The organism is Bacillus cereus group sp. TH152-1LC (assembly GCF_027710505.1).
Classification (GTDB): Bacteria; Bacillota; Bacilli; order Bacillales; family Bacillaceae_G; genus Bacillus_A; species Bacillus_A mobilis.
On sequence record NZ_JAQFNK010000002.1, the window covers coordinates 532,341 to 550,398 of the forward strand.

Genomic DNA, 18,058 nt, shown 5'->3' on the forward strand with positions numbered 1-18,058 from the left:
ATAGTTGTTATTTGAAATCATTAAATATTTTTTTGTTTGAAGTATTATTTTCGTTAAAATGCAGCAGCTATGCAATGATGAATTTAAATGTTAAACGTACCGTAGAAATTTTGGAAGTAAATAGAAGGGAAATGATAAAAAACTTGAGTCTGAGGTAGTGGAGAAAAACTTTGGCTATGAAAAGTGGTGCTACTTGGATGTGTGCCATGATGCCAAAATGATGGGGTAACTTGACCGGGAATTTGATATTGTTGCCAAGTTGCGGGAAGTTCAATTCCTACATCGGAACTAGCCGTATGTACGGCTGGAACGTGTATTTCGGGGGTCGAAGGAACGACGACTGTTACTCTTGAAGATACCCACATAAAATAATCACTCCTAAGTTGTGATAATAAAGTAGTATATTCTTTTCACATATATAAAGGTACATATAGGTAGGACTTTAGGCTAAGGTATACGTATAAAGTTGTAAGACCAATTGAAATGGGTAGTGGACCATTTATTATAAAAAGATACGTCTATTTACGGAGGGCAAAGGGATTAAGAAAATGTAAAATGGAGGTGTTAATTGCAAGAACATACATGTTTATGGAGGAATTTTAATGGAACGATTATGGACGAAATCATTTATTCAAATGACTTTCGCGATGTTATTTCTATTTACAGGATTTTATTTACTTGTACCAACGCTCCCGCTCTTTATTAAAGAGATAGGTGGTAATGAATCGCAAGTAGGACTTATGATGGGAATGTTTACAATAGCTGCAGTTGTAATACGACCGATTATCGGAGGAATGTTAGATCAATATGGTAGAAGATCTTTTATAATTTTCGGACTCATCTTTTTTGGGATAACGATGTATTCTTATAATTTAGCGTCGACCATTATCCTTTTAGCTGTTTTACGTGTTATTCACGGAGTAACATGGGCTGTTTCGACAACAGCTGTTGGAACAGCAATCACTGATATTATTCCAGATTCACGCCGTGGTGAGGGGATGGGTTGGTATGGGATGGCTATGACAATTGCAATGGCAATCGGTCCAATGATTGGATTATCGGTTGTACAACATTATTCATTTCACGGCCTATTCTTGTTAGCAACTGTTTTATCCTTTATGGCAGTCCTTTTATCGTTCATGACGAAAATGCCATTCACACCACAACAAGAAAAAGGGAAAATACAACTGTTTGAAAAGTCCGTTCTATCCATTACGATTGTTGTTTTCTTTTTATCATTTGCATATGGAGGGATTACGACATTTTTACCGTTATTTGCATCGTCAATTGATGTGAATCCTGGGACATTCTTTCTTGTATATGCAGTTGCTTTAACAATCGTAAGACCAATTTCAGGGAAACTATTAGATAAGTATGGAGAAGTATTTATTATATTCCCGGCACTATGCGTTACTATTATCGCAATAGTTGTATTATCACTTTCAAATAGTTTAATGGGGATAATTATCGCCGCTACATTATACGGTGTTGGATTCGGTTCAGCGCAGCCGGCATTGCAAGCGGCAATGCTTACAATTGTTGACCCGAGTAAAAGAGGAGTAGCTAACGCTTCGTTCTTTACCGCATTTGATCTAGGGATTGGACTTGGTGCGATTTTACTTGGAGTTGTTTCACAAATGTTTGGTTACCGTATTTTATTTGCAGGTAGTGCAATTTCAGGATTACTTGCTTTCATTATTTTTGTCGTTTTTGTAAAACAGCGATTAGGTAAAAAAGAAGTTGCGTAAACGGAAGTAACAAAAATGAAAATTTCAATTGAACATAACGATTTACAATGGTTAAAGGATAATATATTAATAGTTCAATTCAGCCTGACTATTCTTTAGGGATAGTTTCTAAGAAATCAGATGGGAAAATCGTGTCAGTTGAGAAAGAAGACATTCTATTTTAGGGGATGTTTATAATCTTTAGTACTTTAAAAACTATCATATAGTTGAATCTTACTATGAGGAAACGAAAGAAATTTAATTTAATTATGTAAAATAATAACTTTTTTTAAAAAAAATAAGTTTTATATAAGAATTATATTGATGAGATAGTGAAATAAATATCATGTAGAAACGAGTTGTATATGTATACAACTCGTTTTTTTTTATTTTCTTAAGAAAATTGAGAGAATGATATATTTTATGGGATTTTCTAAGTCATCCTTATATTTTGTTTTAATAAGAAACGCAAAGAAGTCTGTCCTTTCTTTATAAAATATGAAAATTATTTTTGAAAAATTGTATTGTTACATCGGTAAAAGTATAGGAAACTTATCATTATAAAATAAATTGAAATCTTCTAAAAACTCTGATACATTGAAATAGAAATGTAGTTTCACAATATTGTAAAGGCTTACAGTTATGTGCACGAAGATCTATTAGGATTGGAGGAAATAATGATGAAAGCTGAAGAAAAATTTTCCCCGGGATTAGATGGTATAGTGGCAGCGGAGACGAAGATCTCGTTTCTTGACACAGTGAAAGGTGAAATTGTAATTCAAGGGTATGATTTAATCGAACTCTCAAAAACAAAAGAGTATTTAGACATTGTGCACCTTTTATTGGAAGAACATCTACCAAATGAGGATGAAAAAGAAACACTTGAAAAGAAATTAAAAGAAGAATACGCGGTACCAGAAGGTGTATTCAACGTATTAAAGGCATTACCGAAAGAAACGCACCCGATGGATGGATTGCGTACAGGTGTGTCCGCATTAGCTGGTTACGATAATGATATCGAAAACCGCTCGTTAGAGGTAAACAAAAGCCGCGGGTACAAATTATTGAGTAAAGTACCAAACATTGTAGCGAATAGCTATCATATTTTAAATAATGAAGACCCAATTCAGCCTATTAAAGAATTATCATATAGCGCGAATTTCTTCTATATGTTAACAGGTAAAAAACCAACTGAACTTGAGGAGAAGATCTTTGATCGTTCCCTTGTTTTATATAGTGAACATGAAATGCCAAACTCTACATTTACAGCGCGCGTTATTGCATCAACGCAATCCGACTTATATGGTGCTTTAACAGGTGCAGTTGCATCTTTAAAAGGTAGCTTACACGGCGGTGCAAACGAAGCAGTTATGTACATGCTTTTAGAAGCTGGTAATGTTGAGAAGTTTGAAGAGTTGCTACAGAAGAAACTATATAACAAAGAAAAAATTATGGGCTTTGGACATCGTGTGTACATGAAGAAGATGGATCCAAGAGCACTGATGATGAAGGAAGCTTTAAAGCAGTTATGTGATGTAAAAGGTGATTATACACTATATGAAATGTGTGAAGCTGGAGAAAAGATTATGGAGAAGGAAAAAGGAATTTATCCAAATCTTGATTATTATGCAGCTCCAGTATATTGGATGCTTGGTATCCCAATTCAACTTTACACACCAATCTTCTTTAGCTCTAGAACAGTGGGACTATGTGCGCACGTAATTGAGCAACATACGAACAATCGATTGTTCCGTCCACGTGTAAATTACATTGGCGAGCGACATGTAATTAGTAAATAAGAACAACTGGGGAGTTGTTAGCGCCGCCCGCCAGATGGGTGTTTGACCGACACCCATCATTAATAATAACGAATTTTCGACAGAAAGGGAAGAATAGCATGATTAAAACAAATGAAATTAAACAAAAAGATGCATTATTAGAAGAAATTGCAGATTATGTATTAAATAAAGAGGTAACTAGTGCAGAAGCATTCAGTACTGCTCGTTACGTCTTACTTGATACGCTTGGATGTGGAATATTAGCATTACAATATCCAGAATGTACGAAATTACTAGGACCAGTTGTTCCAGGAACAATCGTGCCAAATGGTACACGTGTACCAGGTACGTCATATGTACTTGACCCAGTGAAAGGTGCATTTAATATCGGATGTATGATCCGTTGGTTAGACTATAACGATACTTGGCTTGCAGCAGAGTGGGGACATCCATCTGATAACTTAGGCGGAATTTTAGCAGTTGCAGATTATATTAGCCGTGTTCGTATTTCAGAAGGAAAAGAACCATTAAAAGTACGTGAAGTACTAGAAATGATGATTAAAGCACATGAAATTCAAGGTGTACTTGCTTTAGAAAACAGCTTAAACCGTGTTGGTCTTGACCACGTATTATATGTAAAAGTAGCAACAACTGCTGTAGTTGCAAAAATGCTTGGCGGAACACGTGAAGAAATCTTTAATGCATTATCACATGCATGGATTGATAATTCTAGTCTTCGTACATATCGTCATGCACCAAATACTGGCTCACGTAAATCATGGGCAGCAGGTGATGCAACAAGCCGCGGTGTTCATCTTGCAATGACTGCTCTAAAAGGTGAAATGGGTTATCCAACAGCTTTATCTGCACCAGGCTGGGGATTCCAAGATGTGTTATTTAATAAACAAGAATTAAAGTTAGCAAGACCATTAGAGTCATATGTAATGGAAAATGTATTATTTAAAGTTTCATATCCAGCAGAGTTCCATGCACAAACAGCTGCAGAGTGTGCTGTGAAATTACACCCAGAAATTAAAGAAAGATTAGAAGAAATTGATCGTATTACAATTACAACTCATGAATCAGCAATTCGTATTATTGATAAAGAAGGTCCATTAAATAATCCAGCTGATCGTGATCATTGCTTACAATACATTACGGCAATTGGTTTATTAAAAGGAGATATCGTTGCGGATGATTATGAGGATGCAGTAGCAAATGATCCACGTGTAGATGAATTACGTAATAAGATGGTTGTTGTTGAAAACAAACAGTACAGTTTAGATTACCTTGACCCGAACAAGCGCTCAATCGCCAACGCTGTTCAAGTCCATTTCAAAGATGGAACTGTAACAGAAAACGTGGAATGTGAATATCCACTTGGTCACCGTTTCCGTAGAGACGAAGCAATTCCAAAAGTTGTTCAAAAATTCACTGCAAATATGGCAGGTCATTATTCTAGTAAGCAACAAGAACAAATTCATGAAGCTTGTTTAAATGAAGAGAAACTAGAAAATATGAATGTAAACGAATTTGTAGATCTATTCTTAATTTAATAATAGGGGGAATTTAGAATGGCTTGGGTTGTGAATAAACAGTCAACACAAGAGGAGCTTGCGAATTGCTTCCGAGCTTTAGTAGAAGCAAATGAAATTTTGCAAATTCCAGGTGCTCATGATGCAATGGCAGCTTTAGTTGCGAGAAATACAGGATTTTCAGCTCTTTATTTATCAGGAGCTGCTTATACTGCAAGTAAAGGACTACCTGATTTAGGAATCGTGACGTCTACTGAAGTAGCAGAGCGAGCAAGAGATCTAGTAAGAGCTACAGACTTACCAGTTCTTGTTGATATTGATACAGGATTTGGCGGTGTTCTCAACGTAGCGAGAACAGCGGTAGAAATGGTAGAAGCGAAAGTTGCAGCTGTTCAAATTGAAGATCAACAATTACCAAAGAAATGTGGACATTTAAATGGTAAGAAACTCGTTACGACAGAAGAATTAGTTCAAAAGATTAAAGCGATTAAAGAAGTTGCACCAAGCTTGTATATTGTAGCACGTACAGATGCTCGTGGTGTAGAAGGCTTAGATGAAGCGATCGAAAGAGCGAATGCCTATGTAAAAGCAGGTGCAGATGCGATATTCCCTGAAGCGCTTCAATCAGAAGAAGAGTTCCGTCTATTTAATAGTAAAGTAAATGCACCTTTACTTGCGAATATGACTGAGTTCGGAAAAACGCCTTATTATAGTGCAGAGGAATTTGCAAATATGGGCTTCCAAATGGTTATTTATCCTGTAACTTCACTTCGCGTTGCAGCGAAAGCATATGAGAATGTGTTTACTTTAATTAAGGAAACAGGTTCTCAAAAAGATGCACTTTCAAATATGCAAACGAGAAGTGAGTTATATGAAACAATTTCATATCATGACTTTGAAGAACTAGATACTGGAATTGCAAAAACAGTATTATCAGAGGATCAATAGATAAAGTGAAACTTTAATCGGTGGGGGTTTTCTTCATCCCCCACTGATTATTAGTTGAACCAATCGGACTTTAATGGGCAGTTGATCCCCCGCCTAAATTCTTTGCTTTCGCTGAATTTTAAGGCGGGGGTCTTACTGCCCATTAAAGCGGGATAAAACAACTAAGGCGATGAGAATACATCTTTGGCAAAAAGAACTGCTTGATGTGAATATTCATCGCCTTCTGTTTTCAAAAATAAGATATTCCACTCATCGTAGACGAGCATATGTAGTAGAAAATAAGGCCGAAATGATAGGGGGATTCAGATGGAGAAAACGAAGTTACCGTGGGATGAATTTTTTTCACTTAATAAAGATGTGAATCATACTTTCTTTACGCCAGAAGATTTTTCAGGAGATGAAGATTTAATCGCAAAAACGACAGAACAATTCGTTAAACAAGAAATTGTTCCACAAATAGAGAATATTGAACAACATAACTATAAAGTTTCTCGTCAATTATTTGAGAAAGCTGGAGAACTTGGATTGTTAAGTATCGAGGTCCCAGAACAGTACGGTGGATTTGAGTTAGGAAAGGCAGTTTCAGGGCTTGTAGCAGAAAAAATGGGATACGCTGGTGCATTTAGCGTTTCATTTAATATACACGCAGGTGTAGGTACATTGCCTTACATATATTACGGAACGAAAGAACAAAAAGAAAAATATTTGCCGAAAATTGCATCAGGAGAATGGATTGGGGCTTATGCTCTAACTGAACCGAATGCTGGTTCTGATGCTTTAAGTGCAAAAACGAGTGCAGTATTAAATGAAGATGGTACTGCTTGGAAGTTGAATGGTGAGAAGCAGTGGATTACAAATGCTCATATGGCAGATGTATACGTTGTTTTTGCGAAGACAAATAAAGGAATGACAGCGTTTATTGTCGAAAGAACATGTGAAGGTGTATCCATTGGACTAGAAGAAAAGAAAATGGGGATTAAAGGTTCTTCAACTGCTACTCTTATTTTAGAAGATGTTGTTATTCCTGCAGAAAATGTTTTAGGGGAAGTTGGGAAAGGGCATCACGTAGCTCTTAATATTCTAAACTTCGCTAGACTTAAGCTTGCTTTTGGAAATATTGGAACAGCAAAACAAGCAATTGCTTTGTCGGTTCAATATGGAAAAGAGCGAAAACAGTTCCAAACGGAGTTAGTAGATTTTACGATGATTCAAGAGAAAATTGCAAATATGATAATTGCTACATATGGTGCAGAAAGTGCAGCTTATCGTACAGCGGGTGTAATTGATGAAGCAATTCATGAGAGTGATGAAGATCTTATGAAGAAAATGTCTCAATTTGCAATTGAATGTGCACTTAATAAAGTAAATGCTTCTGAAACACTAGGTCATATCGTAGATGAAGCTGTACAAATTCATGGTGGTTACGGTTATATGCAAGAGTACGAGGTAGAACGATTATATCGTGATGCTAGAATTAGTCGTATTTTTGAAGGAACGAACGAAATTAATAGATTAACAGTTGCCAAAATGTTAATGAAGCAAATGGAACAAATTGAAGATACAGAAGTAGAGATTGATGTAGCAAATGTCGAAAGAAACCATCGTTACATTTTATTAGCGAAACAATTGTTGAAACAATCTTTGAAAACGCTCTCTAAAACTCCGGGATTAAAAATTGATCAAGAGCAAGAATATTCACGTGTATTATCAAATATGTTAACGGACGTGTACGTCATGGAATCAGCATTTTTACGTACGAGTAAAGCCATTAGTAAAAATGGTGAAGAGAAAGAGCGTACGAAACAAATGATAACTGACGTTATTTGTGAAGAAGGCTATCGCAAAGTAGAAGAAGCGGCGATTTCTATACTTTCAGCGGCTGTCACAGAAGAACAAGATAGACACGTGATTTTAACTGAAATTCGTCAATTATTAGTGCCTTTATACACGAACGTATTTACAAAAAAGAGAGAAATTGCGAAAGCTATTATAAATCGCGGAAAGTATATTGTGTAAATAGGAGGAAAGCGATATGAAAAAGGTTGGTTTTATCGGTTTAGGTAACATGGGTCTTCCAATGTCTAAAAATTTAGTGAAATCGAGTTACACAGTGTATGGCGTGGATTTAAATAAAGATGCTGAGGCTTCCTTTGAAACAGAAGGAGGAATTATTGGGTTATCAATTTCAAAACTAGCAGAAACATGCGATGTGATTTTTACAAGTTTGCCTTCACCTCGCGCTGTTGAAGCGGTATATTTTGGCGAAGAAGGATTATTTGAAAATAGTCACGCGAATGTAGTTTTAATTGATACAAGTACTGTATCTCCACAGTTAAACAAACAGTTAGAGGAAGCTGCGAAGGAAAAGAAAGTAGACTTTTTAGCAGCACCTGTTAGTGGTGGGGTAATTGGAGCTGAAAACCGTACATTAACGTTTATGGTTGGTGGATCAAAAGAGGTATATGACAAAACGGAATCTATCATGGGCGTATTAGGCGCGAACATTTTCCATGTTAGTGAGCAGATTGATAGTGGTACAACTGTAAAATTAATTAATAACCTATTAATTGGTTTTTATACAGCTGGAGTAAGTGAAGCTTTAACATTAGCGAAAAAGAATAATATGGATTTAGATAAAATGTTTGATATTTTAAATGTAAGTTACGGTCAAAGTAGAATTTATGAGCGCAATTATAAAAGTTTCATTGCATCAGAAAACTACGAGCCAGGCTTTACTGTGAATTTATTAAAGAAAGATTTAGGATTTGCAGTAGATTTAGCGAAAGAAAGCGAACTTCACTTACCAGTTAGCGAAATGCTGTTAAATGTATATGAAGAAGCAAGTGAAGCAGGGTATGGTGAAAACGATATGGCTGCTTTATATAAGAAAGTTAGTGAGCAATTAATTTCTAATCAAAAATAATAGACTTATAAACAGCATAAAAAAGGAGAGAATATAATGATTACAACTGAAATTAAAAGAGTAAAAAATCATATTAATGGTGAGTGGGTAGAATCTACTGGTACAGAAGTAGAAGCAGTTCCAAATCCGGCAACTGGAAAAATTATCGCTTACGTTCCGCTATCTCCGAGAGAAGATGTTGAAAAAGCTGTTGAAGCGGCAAAAGCAGCATACGAAACATGGTCTAAAGTACCAGTTCCGAACCGTTCAAGACAATTGTATAAATATTTACAGCTTCTACAAGAAAACAAAGAAGAGCTTGCAAAAATCATTACGCTTGAAAATGGTAAAACATTAACGGATGCAACTGGTGAAGTACAGCGTGGTATTGAAGCAGTAGAACTTGCAACATCTGCACCAAATTTAATGATGGGACAAGCTCTACCGAATATTGCTAGCGGCATTGATGGATCAATTTGGCGCTATCCAATTGGAGTTGTTGCTGGTATTACGCCATTTAACTTCCCAATGATGATTCCATTATGGATGTTCCCACTTGCAATTGCTTGCGGTAATACATTTGTATTAAAAACATCTGAAAGAACGCCACTTTTAGCAGAGCGACTTGTAGAGTTATTCTATGAAGCTGGTTTTCCAAAAGGAGTATTAAATTTAGTACAAGGCGGAAAAGATGTTGTAAATAGCATTTTAGAAAATAAAGATATTCAAGCTGTTTCGTTCGTTGGATCTGAACCTGTAGCTCGTTACGTTTATGAAACAGGTACGAAACACGGGAAACGTGTACAAGCGTTAGCTGGTGCGAAAAACCATGCGATTGTAATGCCAGATTGCAATCTTGAGAAAACAGTACAAGGTGTAATTGGATCTGCATTCGCAAGTAGTGGAGAGCGCTGCATGGCATGTTCAGTAGTAGCGGTAGTAGATGAAATTGCTGATGAATTTATCGACGTATTAGTAGCAGAGACGAAGAAGTTAAAAGTAGGTGATGGTTTCCATGAAGATAATTATGTTGGACCATTAATTCGTGAATCTCATAAAGAGCGTGTACTAGGCTATATTAATAGCGGTGTAGCAGATGGAGCTACTTTATTAGTAGATGGCCGCAAAATTAAGGAAGAAGTTGGAGAAGGTTACTTTGTAGGTGCGACAATCTTTGACGGTGTAAATCAAGAAATGAAAATTTGGCAAGATGAAATTTTCGCTCCAGTATTAAGCATTGTAAGAGTTAAAGATTTAGAAGAAGGTATTAAACTGACAAATCAATCTAAATTTGCAAATGGAGCGGTTATTTATACGTCAAATGGTAAGCATGCACAAACGTTCCGTGATAACATCGATGCTGGTATGATCGGTGTAAACGTAAACGTTCCAGCACCAATGGCATTCTTCGCATTTGCAGGAAATAAAGCTTCATTCTTTGGTGATTTAGGTACAAATGGTACAGATGGTGTACAATTCTATACACGTAAAAAAGTTGTAACTGAGCGCTGGTTTTAATAAAGAGTAGACAGCCAAATCGCTTATTAAATGAAAACCACCACTAAGAATAGTGGTGGTTTTCATTTTGTTAATTATTTTTTTCAAAAGCTAGTTTAATACCAAAACCAATTAAGACGATTCCTGTTAACCCTTGAATATAACGTTGCGTCTTCGGTTTTTTCATAAAAGCACTAATTTTATCGATTAAAAATATATAAAAAGCGAACCAAATAACTGTTAAAACGAGGTAAGTAAGGCCCATTACGAGAAGCTGGATAAACGTATTATGATTTGGATTTAAAAATTGCGGTAAAAAGGTTAAAAAGAAGACTGCAACTTTCGGGTTTAATAAATTTGTAAGAAATCCTTGACGAAAGCAAGAAGAGTGTTCGTCTTCATGATTTAAAGGTATATCGGCTGTATCAACACTTTCTTTATTTCTTATTGCTAAAAGGGCTTTAATACCAATATAAATTAAATATAGAGCTCCAACGTACTTGAAAATAGAGAATAAAAGAGCTGACTTTACAATAAGTGCGGATAGTCCGATTACTGCTGCTAACGTATGAATTAAAAGTGCAATACATGTGCCGAACACTGTTTTTACTCCACCCATCTTACCGGCAACTAATGTGTTTTTCGTGGCCATTGCTGTATCTGGACCAGGTAAAATAATAAGACAAATAGACATAATGATGAAAAGAAAGAAATTTTCAATCATAGTCGCTCCTCCTTTTTATTTTTAGAATATTTGATTAAAAATAGTGTAGCACATATTTCGATTTAATAAAATTAAATTTTATTAAAAATTATTAAATGAGAAAGAGGCTATATAGTCGCGTAATTACACGACTATATAGCCTCAGATTTATCCTGTATGAACGGGATGCGCCACACTTATTAAAGTTTCACTTTATGCATTAAGTAAGTTAAAGAATCGATTTACATCTTCTTCTGAAACATCACTTAACTGCTTATATTTATAATTCGGATTTTGATCTTTATCAACGACAACAGAGCGTACTCCTTCGAAGAAATCTGCATGTCTCATGAAATTTTTAGCAAGTACAAGGTCGGTAGCAAAACATTCTTCAACGGACTTATCTTGTCCATCAATAAACTGTTTTAATGTTACTTTTAACGAAATAGGGGATTTTGATAATAGCGTTTCTTTCGTTTTTAAAGCAAAGGAACCTTGATCTTTCTCCAATGATTGGATGATTTCTTCAATTGTATCGAATGAAAAGTGTGAATTCATTTCTTCTAATGTAGGAGCAAGTTCGCTTTCTAAGCTTGGAGCAGTTGCAAATGTATGAATGACTTCTTTTAAATTAGTATGTACATCATCTTCTTTATGCCAATTTACACTTTCAAGTTCAGTAAGGAAATTTGGTAATGAATCAGATGTCATAAAGTAATCAGCAGCGTTTATAAATAATACGTCAGCAGCTTTTAAAATAGATGCCGTTAAAGCAACATAGCGGCCAGCAAACCCTGGAGCTTTATTTAAGAAATAAGCAGCACCGACATCTGGGAAGAAGCCAATATTCATCTCTGGCATTGCCCATTTCGTACGCTCAGTTACAATTCGATATTTCGCACCATTTGTAAGACCGACACCACCGCCCATTACAATTCCATCTAAACAAGCGATGATTGGTTTTTTATATTGATAAATATATGTATCAATTTCATACTCTTCTTCAAAAAAACGTTCCGCATGCTGTAATGCAGCTTCATTTGAACGTGCTTCGTAAAGAGTTTTAATGTCGCCGCCTGCACAAAAACCTTTTGTACCAGTTCCTTTTAATACGATAAGCACAATCCGCTCGTCATTTTCCCATTCTTTCAGTTTTTGCCCAATTGGTTGTAACATGTCATAAGATAAAGAATTAAGTGCTTTTGGGCGGTTTAAAGTAATTGATGCAACTCCGTTTTCACTAACAGAAAATAAAACGTGTTCAGTCATAATTCATCCTCCCTTACATATCTTCTTATTCTTAATTCTTGATACGTACTGAAATGTCCTTTATAAACTTTGTCTAAAGTTGGCGATACATGTTAATTTACCCAACGCATATTTTGACGAGTTATATTTGCAGGATTTCGGAGGTTGAAAATGAATATTACAACATTACTGTAATTGTAATTATTTGAATTTAACATGATAAACACGCTATTATATAGGTGTAAATTGTATATAATCACTTCAAAAAGGATATTTGAAATGATTATGATGTAAGAAAAATTGCTTTTCATTAGTAGAAATAGAGAAAGGAGAAATCGGAATGCCAGGACCTTTACTGTTGTCGGTGATTATTTTGTCTTCTTTAATGATAGGGATAACTCAGTTTTTTCATCATACAGATACGACAGAGGAAGTGAAGGATAAAGTACGTCTCGTATTTCCGATTTTTATCATATCTATTTCTTTTTGTATTCTATTAAATAAGGATGGATACATTGTCGCTGTATTTTCATTTTTTGTAGCGATCGTTTTAATTACAGTTTTATATTATGTAATGAAAGACTTTATACAAAAATAAAGATGTCATATGAGACATTTTTATTTTTGAAACGAATAAAATTTCACATACCGTATTATATGTAAAACATAAAAAAACATATAGCAATAGAAAAGTATGTACTTTACCGTGTATGTACTTGTCAATCTTGCATAGCCAATATACTATTAATAGTGTAGAGATTAGAAAAAGGGGTTGTATCTATCATGAAATTTGAGATGCACACAAAAATTATTTCAAATGAAAAAGAAGTAAGATTACATATAGTAGAAAACATATTTCAATTAAAATTGGATGGTTATCACTTATTTACAGTTCAAGAAATATTACCTTTATATAAATCGAATGAAGAAAGAATTGGTAGTGCAATGATACAAAAGTTAGAGTGGGAGAACGGAAAAACTACTATAAACTATCAACTCGTATCACTAAAATCAGTAAATTAAAAGGAGCAGGACAATATGAAGTTATTTCATACAGCGGATTGGCATTTGGGAAAGCTTGTTCATGGCGTGTATATGACTGAAGATCAAAAAATTGTATTAGATCAGTTTGTACAAGCTGTTGAAGAAGAAAAACCAGATGCCGTAATTATTGCTGGCGATTTATACGACCGAGCAATTCCACCAACAGAAGCAGTAGACTTATTAAATGATGTGTTACAAAAAATAGTGATTGATTTACAAACACCAGTTATTGCGGTTGCAGGTAACCATGATAGTCCAGATCGTATTCATTTTGGTAGTAGTTTAATGAAGAAACAAGGATTATTTATTGTGGGACAATTTCAATTTCCATATGAGCCAATTATATTACATGATGAACATGGTGAGGTTCACTTCCATCTCGTTCCATATGCTGATCCAAGCATAGTTAGACATGTATTGAAAAATGAAGACGTACGTTCTCATGATGATGCGATGCGTATTTTTATGAATGAGCTTTCTGAAACGATGGATAAAGAAGCTAGACATATATTTGTAGGTCATGCATTTGTAACTTCTGCGGGAGAAGCAGAGGAGAATACAAGTGATGCAGAACGACCGCTTTCAATTGGTGGTGCTGAATACGTAAATAGTCATTATTTTGATAAGTTTCATTACACAGCGCTTGGACATTTACATCAAGCGCATTTCGTACGTAATGAGACAATTCGATATTCAGGTTCGCCACTTGCATATTCTATTTCTGAAGAAAAACATAAAAAAGGATATTATATTGTGGAACTGGACGAGCAAGGTGAAGTAACAATTGAAAAAAGGTTACTTACACCACGCCGTAAAATGCGAACAGTAGAAGCAAAAATAGATGAATTATTACAACATCCAATAAGTGAAGATTACGTGTTTGTAAAATTATTAGATGAAAATCCTGTCTTGCAGCCAATGGAAAAAATACGCTCTGTATATCCAAATGCAATGCATGTTGAAAGGTCAATTCAAAGACGAGAGTTCACAGAGTCTAATGAAGTAACTGTTTCAAGGCATAAAACGGATGATTTATCGTTATTAAAGGCTTTTTATAAAGAAATGAAAGGCTTAGATTTATCAGAAGAGAAAGAACGTCTATTTGTAGAAGTACTACAAACAGTGCAAGAACGGGAAGGTGAACGAGGATGAGACCGATTCAGCTAATTATGACAGCATTTGGACCATATAAACAGAAAGAAGTAATCGATTTTAACGATCTTGGAGATCATCGTATTTTCGCTATTTCTGGGAATACAGGAGCTGGAAAGACAACGATTTTTGATGCGATTTGTTATGTGTTATATGGTGAGGCAAGCGGCGAAGAACGTAGTGATACGAGCATGCTACGCAGTCAATTTGCTGATGATGATATGTATACTAGTGTAGAACTAACCTTTCAGCTAAAAGGGAAACGTTATGAAATAAAACGACAACTTGGACATAAAAAACAAGGGAACAAGACGATTACAGGACATGCAGTAGAATTATATGAAGTGATTGGTGAAGAGAAGGTTCCAGCCGTTGATCGTTTTCATGTAACGGATGTAAATAAAAAAGTGGAAGATTTAATTGGTTTAAGTAAACATCAATTTAGCCAAATTGTTATGTTACCGCAAGGGGAATTCCGAAAACTATTAACATCTGAGACAGAAAACAAAGAAGAAATTTTGCGTCGTATTTTTAAAACGGATCGTTATAAGTTAATGCGTGAATTACTCGATCAAAAACGAAAACAATGGAAAGACGTTTTACAAGAAAAACAGAAAGAGCGAGAGTTATACTTCCGTAATGTTTTTAAATTACCAATCCGAGATGGATCATTATTAGAGACATTAGTGGAACAAGAACATGTAAATACGCATCAAGTAGTAGAAGCATTAGAACAAGAAACAGATGTGTATAAGGCAGAAGTTGAGCAATTACAAGTAGAACAAGAAGTTCAAACGAAGCAATTAAAAGATGCTGAAACACGTTTTCATGCAGCGAAATCTGTAAATGAGAAATTTATAGATTTAGAACAAAAGAATGAGAAATATAATACTTTACAAGAAAACCGTACAGTTATTGAAATGAAAGAAACATCTTTTAAACGTGCGGAACAAGCGAAGCGCTTATTACCATTTGAACAATGGTACGAAGAAGCAATACAAAATGAGCAGAAAGCTGAAACTTTGTTAAAACAGATAATCGCTAAAAAAGAAAATATAACGAATAGCTTTGAATTAGCTCAGGAGAAATATGAAGCAATAAAGAATAAAGAACCTGAGAGAGAAGATGCAAAAAAACTTGTTCAAAGATTAGAAGAGTTACAACCGATTATTGCATCATTAGCTGAGAAACAGTTGCATTTACAAAATGCAGAAATTCAAATTGGGAAATTAAAAGAAGGTATGCACAACTTAGAGCGACAATTAGACGAGCATACAAATCAAAAACAGCTAATGTCTGGTGAATTGCAGCAATTAGAACGAGCACTTGAGCAATATGTAGATAAAGTAGAAGAACTAACGAATATGCGAGAAGATGCAAAAGTTTTAAAGCAAGCATATGATGTTTGGCAAGAAAAACAAAAATTCGAGCAAGAAAAAGAAGCGGCATATAATAAGAGGCAAGTGGCAGTGAACGCATATGAAAATATGGAACGCCGCTGGTTAAGTGAACAAGCTGGAATATTAGCACTTCATTTACATAATGGTGAATCTTGTCCAGTATGTGGTAGTACGAACCATCCGAAAAAGGCTACAGAACAAAGTGATGCGATCGATGAAAAAGAGTTAAATGATTTAAGAGACAAGAAGAATACCGCTGAAAAATTACATGTACAATTAGAGGAGAAATGGAATTTCTATCATCTTCAATATGAGCAAGTAATAGAAGAAATTAAAAAGCGAGGCTATCGCTCGGAAGAATTAGCTGAAACATATAGTGCGCTTGTTCAAAAGGGAAAACAATTAGTAACTGAAGTAAATACGTTAAAAGCAAGCGAAGAAACACGTAAGCAAACTGCTGTGAATATAAAAAGCGTAGAAGAAAAAGTAGATGTACTTCAGAAGCAAAAGCGTGAGGTAGAAACAGAGCAGCACCGTATAGAAATGGAGTGTATGCAGCTTCGTACGTCATATGAACATGATAAGAAAAATATTCCTGAAAACTTACAAACAGTCCAAGCTTGGAAAGTGCAGTTTGACCAAGCTATGCATGAACTCAGATTAATGGAGGACGAATGGAAGAAAGTGCAGGAAGCGTATCAACATTGGCAAAATGAAAATATACGAATTCAAGCAGAACAGGAAAGTGCTTCTAATCAATTTGAAAGTGCAAAATTGAAGAAAGAAGAGACTTTCACGCGCTTTATGAAAGAGCTTGAGCAGAGCGGATTTACAGATCAATCTACGTATAAAGAAGCCAAATTAAGTGATATCGAAATGGAGATGTTACAAAAAGAAATTCAAAGCTATTATTCATCTCTTGAAGTGCTTGCAAAACAAATTGAAGAGTTACGTGCTGAATTAAAAGATAAAGAGTATATGGATATTACAGCGTTAGGTGAACATATAAAAGATTTAGAAATTAATCTCGATATCATTAAAGAAAAGCGTCAACGTGCACAAACTGCGGTAACATATATTTCTGATTTACATGAAAATATTAGACGTATTGATGAGCAAATTCATGAGGAAGAAAAAGCTTTCCAAGAACTTGTTGATTTATATGAAGTAATGAAAGGTGATAACGAAAGCCGTATATCATTTGAACGTTACATCTTAATTGAGTATTTAGAACAAATTGTTCAAATTGCAAACGAACGATTACGTAAATTATCAAATGGACAATTTTATTTAAAACGAAGTGAACGAGTTGAAAAGAGAAATCGTCAAAGTGGATTAGGATTAGATGTTTACGACGCATACACTGGCCAAACACGCGATGTAAAAACATTATCTGGCGGTGAGAAATTTAATGCATCACTTTGTTTAGCACTAGGAATGGCAGATGTCATTCAAGCGTATGAAGGCGGTATTTCCATCGAAACGATGTTTATCGACGAAGGATTCGGTTCATTAGATGAGGAATCATTAACAAAAGCAGTTGACGCTTTAATTGACTTACAAAAATCAGGTCGATTTATCGGTGTCATCTCACACGTTCAAGAGCTGAAAAACGCAATGCCAGCTGTATTAGAAGTAACGAAGCAGAAGGATGGGTGTAGTCAGACGAGGTTTGTGGTGAAGTAAGTTCAATTATAATTCATACTTTAAGCATTCTTTGCGAGTTTCTACTATAGAACTTATGATAAAACAAATGCCATCTCTTTATTGAGGTGGCATTTGTTTGTTATTCTTAGGAGTTATCTGTAGAAGGCGGTGTATTTTCCAATCGATTATACGTTTTAAAGGCCGAAATTGCCGAGATAACACCACCTACTAAAAATAAAGCCGATCCACCGACCAAAATGATACGGCTGACATACGTTTCGCGCGCTTCTTCAACTTCTTCTTGTAACATTGTTGGCATTTGAATTCCTCCTAAACAACATTTATTTTGTAGATAGTATATACAAATGCCTAAAATATGTTAAAATCACTGGATAGTATTATGAGGAAGTATATAGTTAGATGTGAATTGTTTGAAAAATCTTCATTACAAATTTATGCTAACTTCACATAGAGCAC

At 35.1% G+C, this 18,058-nt stretch carries 15 protein-coding genes and 1 pseudogene; 12 read left to right on the top strand and 4 right to left on the bottom strand.

The window, feature by feature from the left end; all coding sequences use genetic code 11:
- Positions 1–83 precede the first annotated feature (83 nt).
- Positions 84–365, bottom strand: a complete 282-nt coding sequence (locus tag PDL00_RS09235) for a hypothetical protein (protein ID WP_270728685.1) — start codon at positions 363–365, stop codon at positions 84–86.
- A 237-nt stretch (positions 366–602) separates the two neighbouring features.
- On the opposite strand from PDL00_RS09235, the gene PDL00_RS09240 reads away from it, so the two are divergent.
- From PDL00_RS09240 to PDL00_RS09275, 8 genes and pseudogenes are all read left to right on the top strand, one after another.
- Positions 603–1,748, top strand: a complete 1,146-nt coding sequence (locus tag PDL00_RS09240) for an MFS transporter (protein ID WP_270728687.1) — start codon at positions 603–605, stop codon at positions 1,746–1,748.
- A 15-nt stretch (positions 1,749–1,763) separates the two neighbouring features.
- A pseudogene (locus PDL00_RS09245) lies at positions 1,764–1,989 on the top strand (HesB/YadR/YfhF family protein).
- 415 nt (positions 1,990–2,404) lie between these two features.
- Positions 2,405–3,526, top strand: a complete 1,122-nt coding sequence (mmgD, locus tag PDL00_RS09250) for a citrate synthase (protein WP_270728688.1) — start codon at positions 2,405–2,407, stop codon at positions 3,524–3,526.
- 98 nt (positions 3,527–3,624) lie between these two features.
- A complete protein-coding gene (prpD, locus tag PDL00_RS09255; protein WP_000598119.1) occupies positions 3,625–5,061 on the top strand; it encodes a 2-methylcitrate dehydratase in 1,437 nt (478 codons plus the stop codon).
- Between the two features lie 18 nt (positions 5,062–5,079).
- Positions 5,080–5,988 (top strand): methylisocitrate lyase, encoded by a 909-nt coding sequence (prpB, locus tag PDL00_RS09260; RefSeq protein ID WP_270728690.1) that lies wholly within the window; start codon positions 5,080–5,082, stop codon positions 5,986–5,988.
- Positions 5,989–6,294: 306 nt separating this feature from the next.
- A complete protein-coding gene (locus PDL00_RS09265; protein ID WP_270728692.1) occupies positions 6,295–8,004 on the top strand; it encodes an acyl-CoA dehydrogenase family protein in 1,710 nt (569 codons plus the stop codon).
- 16 nt (positions 8,005–8,020) lie between these two features.
- Positions 8,021–8,911, top strand: a complete 891-nt coding sequence (locus tag PDL00_RS09270) for an NAD(P)-dependent oxidoreductase (RefSeq protein ID WP_270728695.1) — start codon at positions 8,021–8,023, stop codon at positions 8,909–8,911.
- A 36-nt stretch (positions 8,912–8,947) separates the two neighbouring features.
- Positions 8,948–10,408, top strand: coding sequence for a CoA-acylating methylmalonate-semialdehyde dehydrogenase (locus PDL00_RS09275; RefSeq protein WP_242253835.1), 1,461 nt, complete (start codon positions 8,948–8,950; stop codon positions 10,406–10,408).
- A 70-nt stretch (positions 10,409–10,478) separates the two neighbouring features.
- Here PDL00_RS09275 and PDL00_RS09280 read toward each other — a convergent pair whose 3' ends face one another.
- On the bottom strand, positions 10,479–11,111 hold the full coding sequence (locus PDL00_RS09280; RefSeq protein WP_242253832.1) for a LysE family translocator: 633 nt from the start codon (positions 11,109–11,111) through the stop codon (positions 10,479–10,481).
- A gap of 192 nt (positions 11,112–11,303) precedes the next feature.
- Positions 11,304–12,359 carry an enoyl-CoA hydratase/isomerase family protein gene (locus PDL00_RS09285; protein ID WP_242253829.1) on the bottom strand — a complete coding sequence of 352 codons (1,056 nt, stop codon included), beginning with the start codon at positions 12,357–12,359 and terminating at the stop codon, positions 11,304–11,306.
- 319 nt (positions 12,360–12,678) lie between these two features.
- Here PDL00_RS09285 and PDL00_RS09290 point away from each other — a divergent pair, with 319 nt between their 5' ends.
- From PDL00_RS09290 to PDL00_RS09305, 4 genes are all read left to right on the top strand, one after another.
- Entirely contained in the window at positions 12,679–12,936 is a 258-nt protein-coding gene (locus tag PDL00_RS09290; RefSeq protein WP_001119406.1) for a hypothetical protein, read from the top strand.
- 185 nt (positions 12,937–13,121) lie between these two features.
- Positions 13,122–13,361, top strand: coding sequence for a DUF2584 family protein (locus PDL00_RS09295; RefSeq protein WP_242253827.1), 240 nt, complete (start codon positions 13,122–13,124; stop codon positions 13,359–13,361).
- 15 nt (positions 13,362–13,376) lie between these two features.
- Positions 13,377–14,534, top strand: a complete 1,158-nt coding sequence (locus PDL00_RS09300) for an exonuclease SbcCD subunit D (RefSeq protein ID WP_270728698.1) — start codon at positions 13,377–13,379, stop codon at positions 14,532–14,534.
- Complete coding sequence (locus PDL00_RS09305; protein ID WP_270728700.1) at positions 14,531–17,620, top strand: AAA family ATPase; 3,090 nt, start codon at positions 14,531–14,533, stop codon at positions 17,618–17,620. Before PDL00_RS09300 ends, PDL00_RS09305 begins: the two co-directional genes overlap by 4 nt.
- A 106-nt stretch (positions 17,621–17,726) precedes the next feature.
- On the opposite strand, the gene PDL00_RS09310 is transcribed toward PDL00_RS09305, so the two are convergent.
- On the bottom strand, positions 17,727–17,900 hold the full coding sequence (locus tag PDL00_RS09310; protein ID WP_001142748.1) for a hypothetical protein: 174 nt from the start codon (positions 17,898–17,900) through the stop codon (positions 17,727–17,729).
- Between the last annotated feature and the right edge of the window lie 158 nt (positions 17,901–18,058).

What these genes read in the sequence shown, in the direction of transcription:
- PDL00_RS09235 (WP_270728685.1), bottom strand. Translation starts at nt 365, where the DNA reads ATGTGGGTATCTTCAAGAGTAACAGTCGTCGTTCCTTCGACCCCCGAA.
- PDL00_RS09240 (WP_270728687.1), top strand. Translation starts at nt 603, where the DNA reads ATGGAACGATTATGGACGAAATCATTTATTCAAATGACTTTCGCGATG.
- mmgD (WP_270728688.1), top strand. Translation starts at nt 2,405, where the DNA reads ATGATGAAAGCTGAAGAAAAATTTTCCCCGGGATTAGATGGTATAGTG.
- prpD (WP_000598119.1), top strand. Translation starts at nt 3,625, where the DNA reads ATGATTAAAACAAATGAAATTAAACAAAAAGATGCATTATTAGAAGAA.
- prpB (WP_270728690.1), top strand. Translation starts at nt 5,080, where the DNA reads ATGGCTTGGGTTGTGAATAAACAGTCAACACAAGAGGAGCTTGCGAAT.
- PDL00_RS09265 (WP_270728692.1), top strand. Translation starts at nt 6,295, where the DNA reads ATGGAGAAAACGAAGTTACCGTGGGATGAATTTTTTTCACTTAATAAA.
- PDL00_RS09270 (WP_270728695.1), top strand. Translation starts at nt 8,021, where the DNA reads ATGAAAAAGGTTGGTTTTATCGGTTTAGGTAACATGGGTCTTCCAATG.
- PDL00_RS09275 (WP_242253835.1), top strand. Translation starts at nt 8,948, where the DNA reads ATGATTACAACTGAAATTAAAAGAGTAAAAAATCATATTAATGGTGAG.
- PDL00_RS09280 (WP_242253832.1), bottom strand. Translation starts at nt 11,111, where the DNA reads ATGATTGAAAATTTCTTTCTTTTCATCATTATGTCTATTTGTCTTATT.
- PDL00_RS09285 (WP_242253829.1), bottom strand. Translation starts at nt 12,359, where the DNA reads ATGACTGAACACGTTTTATTTTCTGTTAGTGAAAACGGAGTTGCATCA.
- PDL00_RS09290 (WP_001119406.1), top strand. Translation starts at nt 12,679, where the DNA reads ATGCCAGGACCTTTACTGTTGTCGGTGATTATTTTGTCTTCTTTAATG.
- PDL00_RS09295 (WP_242253827.1), top strand. Translation starts at nt 13,122, where the DNA reads ATGAAATTTGAGATGCACACAAAAATTATTTCAAATGAAAAAGAAGTA.
- PDL00_RS09300 (WP_270728698.1), top strand. Translation starts at nt 13,377, where the DNA reads ATGAAGTTATTTCATACAGCGGATTGGCATTTGGGAAAGCTTGTTCAT.
- PDL00_RS09305 (WP_270728700.1), top strand. Translation starts at nt 14,531, where the DNA reads ATGAGACCGATTCAGCTAATTATGACAGCATTTGGACCATATAAACAG.
- PDL00_RS09310 (WP_001142748.1), bottom strand. Translation starts at nt 17,900, where the DNA reads ATGCCAACAATGTTACAAGAAGAAGTTGAAGAAGCGCGCGAAACGTAT.